The sequence below is a fragment of the Ruegeria sp. CH11 genome (assembly GCF_056537105.1).
Window position 1 is genome coordinate 1 of the sequence record NZ_JBQFQX010000033.1, and the last position, 13003, is coordinate 13003.

The following is a 13003-nucleotide window of genomic DNA, read 5'->3' on the forward strand; positions in this document are numbered from 1 at the left end:
GAAAATGAAAAATCCAGCGAAACAACCGCAACAAAACTCACAAGCTCAGAAAAAGACTAGATCCGGTGCGTTTCCACACAGCCTCCGGACAAAGCTGACTTAGAAAAATCGATCGATCTTCTAGCGCTAATTATGACACTAGAAAACCGGAAGCATTCACTCGCTTAATATTTTGACGATAACCGGGTCTCCACCGCCCCAATACTCTTTATCAGGTCCTTGGTATCCAGCCCCTTCATAACTGTCATAGCTGCAAAGCTTCACAAGAATGATTACGAAGACTGCCATGAGGATTGCTCTGGCAGTTGGGGTTTGGAGCAAGTATTTCATTACTTTCTTTTAATATTGTGTGATCGACCTGGCAAAGAAGTCCTGCGCCTTTTCATTCAACCCGACAGCAGACACGAAGGAGTCAGCGACGGCCATCAACGAAGCTCTGTATCCACAACCTGCTACTCAAAGCGAATACTGAACCATTGCCGACTGACGCCGGTGGGATCGGTGATGTGGTTTTCGAGATACCGCAGGACGATGTCTTCGGTGATTGCATAATTGGAGGTGGAGAAATATCCCCCTGCCCCAGAACCGACTACTCTGACAGCGCCTACGGATCGCGGAATACGCCCGGTTTCGCTTTGTGAGACGAACCGCTTTTGCCGCAAGGCGCACTGTGCCAAGCTTGGGCGAAGGTTGGTGGAGAGTCGGGTTCCAAATAGGTCCGACGTCGGCCCAAAAAAAGGTCGGCGCTCTGCCCTCCAGACGTTGTTGCAGTGTCCGCGACCGTTTCTACTCCGGCCAAAGCCCGCCTACACGGGCCGGTTCTATTGACACAACTGGGGGCTCATGAGACACTTTTTGAATACACAAAAGCAAGTTCATTCCATTGGTCCGCGGCAAGTTGGGAGCGAAAAATGCCCCGCTATGCAAGGAGATGGGCACCTGTCGGTCTTGGCGGAGTCGACGGTCCTGAAGTTGACTTCCCAATACCGCCACACCATCAGGATGCCCGCTTGGTATTCGGCCTTCTGGGCAAAGCAAAGCGTCGCGGAGGCTGGCGTTTGTACTTGGCGCTGGACTTTAGCGAGTATCTGGACTTCAAAGAAAACGACGTCATCCGCTTCGAGCGGTTGACGCCAAAGGAAAGCCGGGTCGGTGGTTCTGTCCTCTGGCTGCGTCAGGACGCCAATATCGTACATCACCGCACCGGGTCGCACGAGGCGCGGGCGGAGTTCCTGCGCGGCAAGATTTCGGACAAATTTCTGCCAGACGCGTCCCCGTCCAGGGGATCGTTCGGACCGTTCGGTGCGGCTGCGTTTGTCGCGGGCGGGTGCCATACCGGTGGTGATTTCGACACATTATGCGCGGCGTGCACCGCCGTGCCGACCGCTCTGATCGCGCGCCGACTGCGCGGCCCGGTCTAGGCGAAGCAAATTTTCTCGGCACCGGTCATATTACCGGTGCACCAATACTTATCTTACGGAGAAGTTCATTATGGCACAGGAAAAGGGAAAGAAGTTAAAACCCGACCATCTGGTGGAACAACTGGTGCCGGATCCTTCGGCGATACCGGACGTCAGGGTCCTGATCGGCTTTTTGGGCGAAAGCGGGCGGGATGGGCATTGGCGTCTCTATACCAATCCCAGCCTGAACGAATATCTGGAGATTCCCAAGGACGATGTTGTCCATTGCCAGACCCTCGAAAAGGACGAAGCAAGACTGGGAGGTTCGGTGATTTGGATTAAGCGCGACAGCAACGTCCAGCAAGTGCGGGCAACCTCGCGCGAGGCGCAGTCGGATTTTCTGCAGGGTGCGATCGCATCGCGGGCTACACGGCACAGGCTTGCGCCGGGCATCCTGAACGCCTTTGGCATCCTGCGACCGGGCGGCGGTGGGTTCCAGCCGGGTTCGGTTGCAGTACATGCGTCCTGCGTGCGTGAATTCTGCGATTTCGTGGCAGTGTCCTGGCTTGGCGGAGGCGACGTCTATTGCACCGGATCGTTCCAGTGTGACAGTTCCTGGCAGGCCGAATGTCCGTAGTTTAGTGCCTGACCGGGTTGCCCATGCTGTCCCAGCCCAAGACTGTGGATTACCTTCTGAGTGAGGGGCTTCTCAGTCCTGCCGAGGTCGTTGAGGACGTCGTTAGCGTTGTCAACGTGTCGCGCCGTCATCACAATTTCTGCGTCACAAATGACAGCGGTCGCGGCTTCCTGATCAAACAAGGCGTTGGAAAAGAACGGGCAGCGGCGGTGGCACATGAAGCCACCGTGTACCAACGGCTGGGAACCACAGCGGCATTTTCTTCGCGCTATCTACCAGACCTGCACCGATATGACACCAAAAATGAGATTCTGGTTCTGGAATGGATCGAAGGCGGGCAGAACCTGCGGGAATACCACGCACAACGGGGGAGCTTTCCTGTCCTGCCAGCCCGGGCACTCGGTGATGCCCTAAGTCGTCTGCACCAACTTCCTGTGACGGCGGATAACCCTGCAGCGGCCGGACGGGGCGGTGTGCCGTGGGTTTTTTCCCTGCACAGCCCCGATGCCGGATTTTTCCATCAATGCAGCGCCGCCAACCTGAGCCTGATCAGCATGGTTCAGGAATTCCCAGAGTATTGCGATCACCTTCGGGCCCTGGCTGAGGAATGGAGCAAGGATGCGCTCATTCACGGCGATCTGAAATGGGACAATTGTCTGGCAACGGGCAAAACCGCCTCGGCCCGCAAAACCCGCGTCAGGATCGTCGACTGGGAGCTTGCGCGGGCCGGGGATCCCTGCTGGGACACCGGTTCGATCTTTCAGGAGTATCTGGGGTTCTGGTTGCTCTCGTTTCCGATCACCGGGTACGAGCCACCGGAACGGTTTCTGGATCTGGCCCGCTTTCCTCTGGAGCGCATGCATCCCGGCATTCGTACCTTTTGGGAAACCTATAGCGCGCACATGGGCTTCAGCCTGGTCGAAGCCGACCGGCAATTGATCCGGGCCATCCGGTTCGCCGGTGCGCGCCTGTTGCAGACGGCTTTCGAGCAGATGCAGCATTCAAGCCAACTGAACGGGAACATAATTTGCTTTCTGCAGTTGAGCCTTAACATCCTCGAAAGGCCGCGTGAGGCAGCAGCTCATTTGCTTGACCTCAGGTCGCAAGGATTAGACGTCTATGCGCCCGTTTAGGGATCGGATCATGGCCGTGGTGGATGCCACGATCATACGGTCACCAACCGGTTTTTCCTGGTTCGGAACGCGTTCCGAACATTTGCCGCGATCCATTACAAAGGGCCTCAATTCTCAGACGGCCCGCAGCTACTTGCACTACACGCTCCAAACGCGGCTGTATAGGGATTTCTATTGTCCGGGCACCGCTCGGGCCGAAAGCAATGGTCATGGGCCTCAGGTGGCGTCAGGGCGCACGCCGTTCATCACCGCGTTATCGCAATCGAATGCAGGGTCAGGTCATTGGGCCAAGGGTTGGACCATCTCCACCGCCACGGGCGACGCCACGATCATTCGGAACGGCAAGCTAACGCTGCGAGCAAGGCGCAATGAGATCCAAACGGACTCGACACAGCACATCCCGCCACCCGGAGCTCAGGCGCGGCTGTTAGTACCCAAGGAGTTCACGCATCTCTCTCCGGGCTTTTACATGGCAGTGGGAGATCAGGAACTGGCGCCGGACGACGAACTGGTCAGGTGGTATTGGAACCTTACCGCCGCCGGAGCGGTTCCTTTTGTGCAGATGGCAACAGGGGCACTGAACCAGATACAGGTTCCCTTCAAGCTCAAGGTTCTCAATGACCCCACGCGTTACACCCGCGCCGATGCGGCGGTCCTGTACCTACGCAAAGTCGATATCGGCCAGATCGGGGACACCATTCGGCGTTTGGCCTCCAGCCTGTCCGATATGCTCAAACCCGCGACACCGGCCCTGACCAAACCGCTGGCAGACGGGGTCGGATTGGCCGAAGATCCGGGCGCGGGGACCAGTTTTGGGCTGCACCGATGCGCGCTTTTGGCCGAAGGTCTGATCCGGGCGCACGAGCTGGGCAGGCAGACGCCCGCAGCGCGGCTAGAGGTTGTTGCGAACGCCCTAGAGGCGGCGGGCATCGACCTGGATCAGCCATATCTGAATCCGGGCTCTAAAGATGTTTATCAGGCTTTGGATAGCCCATCGCGGCCCAATCGGGCTCGGCCCTCCACCTCATTGCCGCAAGCCGATCCGAAAACATGTCTGGAAACTGCAGAAGGCATTGGACGCAAGATTGTGGAGAGCGCGATCTGGTATAAAGATCGCTGTACCTGGGTCGGGGCCGAACCCACTCCTCAAAGCCACGATCAAGCGCCGTCGCGCCCCGTTTTTCGAACAATCGGGGCGGACATGTACTCCGGAACTGCGGGTCTGGCGTTGTTCCTTGCGCAACTGTATGCAGACGCAGGGGGTTCCATCTTTCGGAACACCGCCGTAGCCGCTCTGACCCAATCCTTCGCGACACTCCAAAACATTCCACCACAAGCGCGGTTCGGGCTGTTTTCGGGATGGAGCGGGATCGCGCTCGCCGCCGCGCGCACGGGCAGCTTATTGCAAGAAGAAGCTTGGTTAAAACGGGCAGATGATCTGTTCGGACGTATGATGGATTTGCCTGACGGGCCCACCGAACCCGACTTGCTTGCAGGTTCGGCCGGTGCGATCGTGGCGCTTCTTGCATCCCGCAGCCATCTCGATCCATCGATGCTGGTCGGCCGCGCGGCCCGAATAGGAGACCGGTTGCTGGCGGCAGCCGAGCCCCTGGGTCAGGGCTGTTTCTGGCCGTCAATCAGCTATCCGAACACACCCGGTCTAACCGGATTTTCGCACGGTGCATCGGGAATGGGCTTCGCTCTTTTGGAGTTGTTTCATGCCACTGGGGAGGCCAAGTACAAACTGGCCGCTCTGCGCGCTTTTGACTACGAGTCGGACTTGTTTGACCCGGTCGCAGGCAACTGGCCTGACCTTCGTGGCGGAGACACACCCGGTGAAACCCGGACCTTCGCCAGCGCATGGTGTCACGGCGCGCCGGGCATCGCACTGGCCCGCATCGGGGCCTTCGCGCGTTTGGGGCAGGACAGGTTCCGGGATGAGGCCAAGGTTGCGATCCTGGCGACGGCGAAGGCTGTGCAAGCCGGTCTGGAGTCGGAGATTGAAAACTATTCTTTGTGTCATGGAATGGCGGGCAATGCCGACGTTTTGTTCAGCGTTGGCCTTTGGTTTGACCCGGACGTTCAAAACACTGACCTCGTCCATCGCGTCGCCAGTTTCGGTATCCATCGCTACGCTAGTGACGACCAGAACTGGCCCTGCGGCATTCCTTGGGAAACACCGGGGCTGATGTTGGGTCTTGCGGGGATCGGCTATTTTTACCTGCGGTTGGCCGATGACGATGTTCCGAGCATCCTCGCGCCGGTTGCGCAGGGTCAATAGTGGTCTTTGGACGTGCAGAGGTGCTGTCAGACTAATTCGAACCAATCTCAGTTTGCCGCGGAAACCGCGAACCTATCCCGAACAATGCTGACGCCACTCGCTAGGGTCCAGACCATGCCGGGTGTCGGTCCAATCACAGCCACTGCGGTAGAGGCGTTCGGACCTGACATGTCCCAGTTCAAAACTGGGCGTGACTTTGCAGCCTGGCTGGGTCTTGTCCCGAAGCAGCACTCCTCCGGAGGTAAGGAACGCTTGGGACGCATGACCAAGGCAGGCCAGGCAGATATCCGACGCCTCCTGATCATTGGCGCAATGTCGCGTCTTAACTGGCTTGGAATGCGCTCGGTTGCTGAGCCGACCTCGGAGGCAGCGCAGCATGCTGTGACAAAATTTTCCGGTCAACGTCGGGTTGTCGTTGTGGGCGGGCATGGCGGATCGGAGGATCAAACATGGAAACCCCAAACTTACCTGCCATTCGCGCGCTTCGGCCAGCCTGGAACAAAGGACGTATCGTTGGTCAGAAGCGACCACGGAAGCCAAAGCACGTCTGGGCGATCCGAGTTCGACTTGAACTGGCCGAGAACCATCGCGACCTCGCGCTGTTCAATATGGCAATCGACAGTAAACTTCGCCGCTGTGATCTTGTGAGGATGAAAGTCGTCGACGTGATGGCATCGGGACAGATCAAAGAGCGCGCCTCCGTCCTGCAAAGCAAAACTCAGAAACCAGTCCGCTTCGAGATTTCCGAGGGCACGCGAGCTTCAGTCGAGAAGTGGATGGAAGACGAGCTGATGGTCGGTTCAGAGTACCTTTGGCCCGGCCGATTTCATGAACGCCTGCACATCTCGACTCGCCAATATGCACGGATTGTACGCGATTGGGTCACGTCGATCGGCCTCGAAGCAAGCGCCTACGGAACCCATTCAATGAGGAGAACCAAGGTCACTCAGATCTACAAAAAGACCGGAAACCTACGCGCTGTTCAGCTTCTTCTTGGCCATACTAAGATGGATAGTACAGTCCGGTATCTCGGCGTCGAACTCGAGGACGCCCTAGCAATCGCCGAAGCGATAGAGATCTAACGTTAACAGGCCGCTCTCACGGGCGGCCCAATCCTGCCGTTCACCGACCGATCAAGATGCTGCGCTCGCAGCCCGCATTGCGGACAAGTTCTTGTGATAAGACCTGAGGAACCATTGAGCACGTAGTAGCCGATCGCGGACTTACCTTTAGCAATCAAGCGTCGTGTCGCGTTCCCATTGGGTGAGGTGGTGACAATACTTGTTCCATTCCCGCATCCGCAGGTTCAAGAACGCATCTGTGAACTGGTCACCCATTGCGCCTTTGAGCGTTTTGTCCTTTTGAAAATCGCGCAGGGCATCCAGCATGTTGAGCGGCAGCTTCTTCGCGCCGCGCACCTTGTGGCCTTCAGTGTACATGTCAATGTCGAGCCGCTTGCCGGGGTCAAGTTCGCGCTCGATGCCGTCCAAGCCTGCAGCAAGCAAGGCGGCTTGCAATAGGTATGGATTGGCAGCACCGTCGGCAAGGCGGAACTCCATCCGCCCGGCATCTGGAATACGGACCATGTGAGTGCGGTTGTTACCACCGTAGGTCACCGACTGCGGCGCCCACGTCGCACCTGATAGCGTTGCTGGTGCGTTGATGCGCTTGTAACTGTTAACGGTAGGGTTGGTGATGGCGCACAGCGCCTGGCCGTGGGCCATGAGGCCGCCGAGGAAGTGGTAGGCCAGCTTCGACAGCCCCATCTCTTCATCGCCCTCGAAGACGCAAATGTTGCCGTCGGTCGTCCAAAGCGAATGGTGCACGTGGCAACCGTTGCCTGTCAGGTTGGAGAACGGTTTGGGCATGAACGTCGCCCGCAGCCCATGCTTCTCTGCAATTTCTTTGACCATGAACTTGAAGAACGCGTGCTTGTCGGCTGTCTGCAGGCAGGGGCCGAAGTCCCAGTTGATCTCGAACTGACCATTCGCGTCTTCGTGGTCATTTTGGTACGGGCCCCAGCCGAGGGCGATCATCGTCGAACAGATCTCGGAGATCACATCATAACGACGCATTAGGGCGGATTGGTCGTAGCACGGCTTCTCCTGCTGATCGCGATCATCGGAAATGCCGGACCCGTCGGCGTTGATTAGATGAAACTCGGGCTCGACGCCGGATTTCATCATGTAGCCCATGGCCTTGGCTTTTTCGTTGATCCGCTTCAAGACGAGACGTGGCGCTTGCTCCACCGGCTTGCCATCCATCCAGGGATCACCCGCGACCCAGGCGAGTTCAGGCTTCCAGGGGAGTTGAATCACACTGTCCGCATCAGGCATCACCAGCATGTCCGGATGCGCCGGGGTCATGTCCAGCCACGCGGCAAAACCGGCGAAGCCAGCACCGCCTTCCTGCGCGCTTGCAATGGCCTCGGTCGGAACAAGCTTGGCCCGTTGCACTCCGAACAAGTCAGTGAAGTTGCACAGAAAGAACTTAACGCCTTTGTCGGCGGCCCATGCTGCGAGGTCTGTCATCAAAAGCTCCCTTGTCTTCCCGGTATCCAATCGGTTCCTGCCAGCGGGACGCCCGCCATTGCAGCGGCCTCGATCGTCAGAGCACAGAGGTCTTCAGGCTCCAGATTCAGAACATGACTTTTCCCGTTGGCTCGTGCAATTGTTTGCGCTTCGAGTGTCATGACTTTTAGGTAGTTGGCCAGACGGCGACCGGCCTTGACCGGATCCAACCGGGCGGCGAGTTCGGGGTCTTGCGTGGAGATGCCCGCGGGGTCGTTGCCTTCGTGCCAATCGTCATAGGCCCCGGCGGTCGTGCCAATTTTCTGGTACTCTTCTTCCAATGAGGGATCGTTGTCGCCAATAGCTATTAGGGCCGCCGAGCCGATAGAAACCGCATCTGCGCCCAAGGCCAGCGCCTTTGCGACATCGGCGCCAGTGCGCACACCACCCGAGATCACAAGTTGAACTTTACGATGCATATCAAGGTCCTGCAGAGCCTGAACGGCGGGGCGAATGCAGGCGAGGGTCGGCTGTCCGACATGTTCGATGAACACGTCTTGCGTGGCCGCAGTGCCGCCCTGCATCCCGTCCAGAACGACAACATCGGCACCCGCTTTGATGGCGAGTGTCGTGTCGAAGTATGGGCGGGCACCGCCGATCTTGACGAAGATCGGCACGCGCCAACCGGTGATTTCGCGGAGTTCAAGGATCTTTATTTCGAGGTCATCAGGCCCGGTCCAATCCGGATGTCGGCAGGCAGATCGTTGGTCGATACCTTTAGGCAGATTCCGCATTTCGGCCACGCGGTCACTAATTTTCTGCCCGAGCAACATGCCCCCTCCGCCCGGCTTTGCTCCCTGCCCCACGACGATTTCCACGGCGTCCGCCTTCCGCAGATCGTCGGGGTTCATGCCATAGCGCGAGGGGAGGTATTGGTAGACAAGCTTGGTCGAGTGCCCGCGCTCCTCAGGTGTCATGCCGCCGTCGCCAGTGGTGGTTGACGTACCTGCCGCCGACGCACCGCGCCCCAACGCCTCTTTCGCTGGGCCGGACAATGCGCCAAAGCTCATACCCGCAATTGTGATCGGGATGTCAAGTTCGATGGGTTGCTCGGCAAAGCGCGTGCCCAGCGCCACGCCTGTACCGCAAGCCTCGCGGTAGCCCTCCAGTGGATAGCGCGACATTGAGGCGCCCAAGAACAACAGATCATCGAAATGCGGCAGCCGACGCTTCGAGCCGCCGCCACGAATGTCGTAGATGCCGGTTGACGCCGCACGCCGGATGTAAGAGTTAGTATAGTCGTCGAAGGTCCAGGGTTTCACTGGATGGGTCTTAAGTGTCTGATCCATCAGTAGGCTCCTGCATTGTCGATATCGAAATTGTATAGCTTGCGCGCTGAACCATATCGCTTGAAATCCTTCGGTTCAGCCTCGCTTTCGGCTTCTTTCAACAGCGCGGCGAGCGCCTTTAGATGCTCGGGTCGCATCTCTTTCTCGATGCAATCCGCCCCAAGCGAGGCAACTGACCCGCGCACAAAAAGCTGCGCTTCGTAGATGCTGTCGCCAAGCGCTGCACCGGCGTCACCACAGACAACCAACCGCCCGGACTGCGCCATAAACGCGCTCATGTGGCCGATGTTGCCGTGCACAACGATGTCGATGCCCTTCATCGAAATACCGCAGCGGCTCGAGGCGTTCCCCTTGATGACAAGTAGCCCGCCGTGCCCGGTCGCCCCTGCATATTGGCTGGCGTCTCCATCAACGATCACCGTGCCAGACATCATGTTTTCGCAACAGCCTGGCCCGACTGATCCTTCGACGTGGATGGTGGCCCGCTTATTCATCCCGCCGCAGTAGTAGCCTGTCGAACCCTCAACCGTGACGTTAATCTCTGCGTCGAGGCCGCAGGCAATGGCATGGCTCCCGCGTGGATTAGCGATGGCCCATTGCGTTTCGTTTGTCCCTTCGGACTGCGCCTGCAGGATGGCGTTCACATCGCGCAAGCTTTGCTGTTCCAGGTCAAGTTCGTGCATCAGTTCTTCCAGAAGTAGGCCGTTGCAGGTTCGGGTTCCCAGACCTTCGCGTGCGCAATGTCCGGGAGGTTGACCAAGGCGCGGTACTCGGACCCGAACGCCACGTATTGATCAGTTTCGGCCAGCACCGCCGGCTTGCAAGCGATGGGATCCCGCAGAACGCCAAAGCCGTCTTTGGTGCCGACGACAAATGTGTAGAAACCGTCGAGATCATCGAGGCCAGCCTCTAGCGCTTGTCCTAGATCATTTCCCTGCTGCATCCGGTATGTCAGATAGGCTGCGGCCACTTCGGTGTCGTTCTCGGTCTGCACCGTGATGTTCTGGCGTGCCAGTTGACGTCTCAGCCGATTGTGGTTGGACAAGGACCCATTGTGCACAAGGCACTGATCCGCCCCGGTGGAGAATGGATGCGCGCCGAGAGTCGTGACGGCGCTTTCAGTTGCCATGCGCGTGTGGCCGATCCCGTGGCTGCCCGACAAGGACTGGATATCGAAGCGCTCTGCGACTGACTTTGGCAGACCGACTTCTTTGTAAATCTCAATCGCATCCCCGTGCGACATCACGCGTAAACGCGGATGATCCCGTGCGATCGTCGCGAGCGTGTCTTCAACGCGATAGCTTGGAACCGTCACGATCGCATGGGTTTCGATCACTGCGATCTGCGCTTCCAGCGCCTCACCCAGCCCCGCAAAGTACCGATCCGGATCCGCCGATTGCAGCGTAATCTTCACCTCTCCTGTGGCACCCTCACGATAGACGGCAATACCCGCACTATCTGGGCCGCGATCTGACATGGTCACCAGCATATCGGTGAGCATGGCCCCAAGCTGCGGCTTTAACGACTTGTCCTTCAGAAACAGCCCTACAATTCCACACATAGCATCCTCATGAATGTCTCGCGAAAGACTAGGGAAGCTGGGATCCATGTCCAGAACAGGTTTATCGAAATGAAGATTTATTTCCTATCCGGAAAAAACCCCCTCTTTTCATTCCTGAGAATAACAGATGATCGACAAGTACTTTGCGGGCAGAGCATCCAGTGTCTCCGGCCCGTGAGGAGCATCGGCGTCAAAGAAGAGGCTGTCGCCTTGTTTCAACGGAAAAACAGTGTTGCCGTGACGGTAGGTAACTTCGCCTTCCAACATGTAGAGGAACTCCATACCGTCATGTTGAAATGTCTCGAAGGTGTCGGAGGCTTCTGTCAGCAAGATCAAGTAGGGCTCGACAACGACTGAACTGGATTGTGCACTGAGTAAACCCAACAAATTGTATTGGTGACCGGCCCGGGTACCCGCACGATCGGCTTCAACGCCTTCTCCCGCTCGCACGTGCATGGCGGGTCTGTCTTCATCATAACCTTGAAACAGGGTCGTGAGCGGCACCGACAGATTGCTCGCCAGCCGTCGCAACATGGACAGCGACGGCGACACCTGTCCATTTTCGATCTTCGAGACCATCCCCTCGCTTATGTTCATCTCGGCGGCAAATTGCGCGATCTTGCGGCCCTTTTTGAGCCGCAGGTTTCGGACCTGCCGCCCAATCGCGACTTCCAATTCACGTTCAAGAAAAAGCGACGTGCCGTGAGGGTCTTGGTCAAGGGTTTTGTTCATGTAGAAAGCTTACTGCTTTTCGCGACGCGCGCTACGGCTTTTCGCGTTCGGCGCACTGTTATCGCCCGCTAACTCGGTGCACTACAAAACAAGTTTCATCCCTCTACTCCAAGGTTGACTACGGGCTCACAGCAGACTTCGGATGCACCGCAATACCTGACTCGTGGAATGCCATCCGCACCTAAAGGGTCGGCCCTTTTCCTGACTTTGCCGCTGTAACTAGTTGGGGCGGCGCAGTGTCACCGTAGCAGCCATTCGTAATTCACGCGGCAGCTTCGATGTCCATCGCCGCAGGGGGCCAATCGCATAAATGTCGCAAATAAGTGGTCGAAGCACTCACCAAAGCGTTAGCCTTATCGGAACCACTTCATTGATCGACCCAACATGACTCCCTTAGCGCCATCATCTTTAGACACAGACGCCCACAAATACGGCGTGCTCTTCGTCTTCGCGGCAGGGGTTCTGTGGTCAACAGTCGGGCTTGGAATTCGCCTGATCGAAGACGCCGCAGTGTGGCAGATACTACTATACCGGTCGATTAGCATGTCGCTGTTCTTGTACGTGTTCATCAGGGTGCGGTCCGGCGAAAGCCCCTTTGTTCAGATCCGCCGCATCGGCACCCCGGTCATGACGGCGGGGCTTTCACTGGTTGCAGCCTATTCCGGTGGGATCTACGCGATCCAGAATACCTCGGTTGCGAATGCCATGCTTCTATTTGCGACAGCGCCTTTCATGGCTGCCGTGCTCGGATGGATCGTTTTGCGGGAACCCGTTCGCATCGTAACATGGGTGGCGATCGCGGTGGCGATCGGAGGAGTTGGAATCATGTTTGCCGACAAATCCGGCAGTGTGGCTCTGAAGGGCAGCCTTGCCGCGCTCGGGTCGGCCCTCGGCTTTGCTGTCTTCACCGTGTCCTCACGCTGGGGCCGCACAGGGGAAATGCTGCCCGCAGTTTTCCTGTCGGGCCTTTTCGCGATCGTCATTACTTTGGCGATATGCCTTAGCCTTGGGCTCTCCATCGTACTGAGCCCCAATGACGGCGTCATCGCGGTGGGCATGGGTGTGTTCCAAGTTGGCGCAGGGTTGATCCTATAAACGCTGGGCTCCCGCAGCCTCCCGGCAGCAGATCTCGCTCTTCTGTCTCTGGCCGAAGTCCTACTCGGCCCGCTATGGGTCTGGCTGTTTCTTGGGGAAACCGCGAGCCTGTACACGTTGATCGGTGGTGCTGTTCTGCTAGCCGCTATCGCCGGAAATGCGCTGTCAGCTAAGCGACAAGAGACACCGCCTATCACCGCTCCTTAGTACCGAACGGCCCATATCGGATGAGGTGGATGGCTCCTGCTCCACCGGCATCGAACGTGCCAAAGTGCAGTTGTTATCGACTGCTGGGAAAGGAGCCA

At 57.8% G+C, this 13003-nt stretch carries 11 protein-coding genes and 1 pseudogene; 7 read left to right on the forward strand and 5 right to left on the reverse strand.

The window, feature by feature from the left end:
* Positions 1 to 911: 911 nt before the first annotated feature.
* The 6 genes and pseudogenes from ACR0LX_RS22550 to ACR0LX_RS22575 all read left to right on the forward strand — a co-directional run bounded on the left by ACR0LX_RS22550 (position 912) and on the right by ACR0LX_RS22575 (position 6533).
* On the forward strand, positions 912 to 1421 hold the full coding sequence (locus ACR0LX_RS22550) for a hypothetical protein (protein WP_480785572.1): 510 nt from the start codon (positions 912 to 914) through the stop codon (positions 1419 to 1421).
* 70 nt (positions 1422 to 1491) lie between these two features.
* The gene (locus ACR0LX_RS22555; RefSeq protein ID WP_480580314.1) at positions 1492 to 2037 is read left to right on the forward strand and encodes a hypothetical protein; all 546 of its coding nucleotides are present in this window, start codon (positions 1492 to 1494) and stop codon (positions 2035 to 2037) included.
* 23 nt (positions 2038 to 2060) lie between these two features.
* Positions 2061 to 3170: a phosphotransferase family protein gene (locus ACR0LX_RS22560; RefSeq protein WP_480785573.1), complete on the forward strand. Its 1110-nt coding sequence runs from the start codon at positions 2061 to 2063 to the stop codon at positions 3168 to 3170.
* Positions 3157 to 5451, forward strand: a complete 2295-nt coding sequence (locus tag ACR0LX_RS22565; protein WP_480785574.1) for a lanthionine synthetase LanC family protein — start codon at positions 3157 to 3159, stop codon at positions 5449 to 5451. The genes ACR0LX_RS22560 and ACR0LX_RS22565 overlap by 14 nt, the downstream gene beginning before the upstream one ends.
* A gap of 99 nt (positions 5452 to 5550) precedes the next feature.
* A pseudogene (locus ACR0LX_RS22570) lies at positions 5551 to 5766 on the forward strand (transposase); the annotation flags it as partial.
* Positions 5767 to 5900: 134 nt separating this feature from the next.
* On the forward strand, positions 5901 to 6533 hold the full coding sequence (locus ACR0LX_RS22575; protein ID WP_480785575.1) for a tyrosine-type recombinase/integrase: 633 nt from the start codon (positions 5901 to 5903) through the stop codon (positions 6531 to 6533).
* Positions 6534 to 6680: 147 nt separating this feature from the next.
* Here ACR0LX_RS22575 and glnT read toward each other — a convergent pair whose 3' ends face one another.
* The 5 genes from glnT to ACR0LX_RS22600 all read right to left on the reverse strand — a co-directional run bounded on the left by glnT (position 6681) and on the right by ACR0LX_RS22600 (position 11603).
* Positions 6681 to 7985, reverse strand: coding sequence for a type III glutamate--ammonia ligase (gene glnT, locus ACR0LX_RS22580; RefSeq protein WP_480785581.1), 1305 nt, complete (start codon positions 7983 to 7985; stop codon positions 6681 to 6683).
* Complete coding sequence (locus ACR0LX_RS22585) at positions 7982 to 9310, reverse strand: FMN-binding glutamate synthase family protein (RefSeq protein WP_480785576.1); 1329 nt, start codon at positions 9308 to 9310, stop codon at positions 7982 to 7984. The genes glnT and ACR0LX_RS22585 overlap by 4 nt, the downstream gene beginning before the upstream one ends.
* Positions 9310 to 9993 carry a protein GlxC gene (locus tag ACR0LX_RS22590; protein ID WP_480785577.1) on the reverse strand — a complete coding sequence of 228 codons (684 nt, stop codon included), beginning with the start codon at positions 9991 to 9993 and terminating at the stop codon, positions 9310 to 9312. Before ACR0LX_RS22590 ends, ACR0LX_RS22585 begins: the two co-directional genes overlap by 1 nt.
* A complete protein-coding gene (locus tag ACR0LX_RS22595) occupies positions 9993 to 10871 on the reverse strand; it encodes a class II glutamine amidotransferase (RefSeq protein ID WP_480785578.1) in 879 nt (292 codons plus the stop codon). Before ACR0LX_RS22595 ends, ACR0LX_RS22590 begins: the two co-directional genes overlap by 1 nt.
* A 108-nt stretch (positions 10872 to 10979) precedes the next feature.
* On the reverse strand, positions 10980 to 11603 hold the full coding sequence (locus ACR0LX_RS22600) for a helix-turn-helix domain-containing protein (RefSeq protein WP_480785579.1): 624 nt from the start codon (positions 11601 to 11603) through the stop codon (positions 10980 to 10982).
* Between the two features lie 384 nt (positions 11604 to 11987).
* On the opposite strand from ACR0LX_RS22600, the gene ACR0LX_RS22605 reads away from it, so the two are divergent.
* The gene (locus ACR0LX_RS22605; RefSeq protein ID WP_480785580.1) at positions 11988 to 12698 is read left to right on the forward strand and encodes a DMT family transporter; all 711 of its coding nucleotides are present in this window, start codon (positions 11988 to 11990) and stop codon (positions 12696 to 12698) included.
* Positions 12699 to 13003 lie beyond the last annotated feature (305 nt).

Coding starts and splice junctions, on each gene's coding strand:
- ACR0LX_RS22550 (WP_480785572.1), top strand. CDS start 912: ATGCCCCGCTATGCAAGGAGATGGGCACCTGTCGGTCTTGGCGGAGTC.
- ACR0LX_RS22555 (WP_480580314.1), top strand. CDS start 1,492: ATGGCACAGGAAAAGGGAAAGAAGTTAAAACCCGACCATCTGGTGGAA.
- ACR0LX_RS22560 (WP_480785573.1), top strand. CDS start 2,061: ATGCTGTCCCAGCCCAAGACTGTGGATTACCTTCTGAGTGAGGGGCTT.
- ACR0LX_RS22565 (WP_480785574.1), top strand. CDS start 3,157: ATGCGCCCGTTTAGGGATCGGATCATGGCCGTGGTGGATGCCACGATC.
- ACR0LX_RS22575 (WP_480785575.1), top strand. CDS start 5,901: ATGGAAACCCCAAACTTACCTGCCATTCGCGCGCTTCGGCCAGCCTGG.
- ACR0LX_RS22585 (WP_480785576.1), bottom strand. CDS start 9,310: ATGGATCAGACACTTAAGACCCATCCAGTGAAACCCTGGACCTTCGAC.
- ACR0LX_RS22590 (WP_480785577.1), bottom strand. CDS start 9,993: ATGCACGAACTTGACCTGGAACAGCAAAGCTTGCGCGATGTGAACGCC.
- ACR0LX_RS22595 (WP_480785578.1), bottom strand. CDS start 10,871: ATGTGTGGAATTGTAGGGCTGTTTCTGAAGGACAAGTCGTTAAAGCCG.
- ACR0LX_RS22600 (WP_480785579.1), bottom strand. CDS start 11,603: ATGAACAAAACCCTTGACCAAGACCCTCACGGCACGTCGCTTTTTCTT.
- ACR0LX_RS22605 (WP_480785580.1), top strand. CDS start 11,988: ATGACTCCCTTAGCGCCATCATCTTTAGACACAGACGCCCACAAATAC.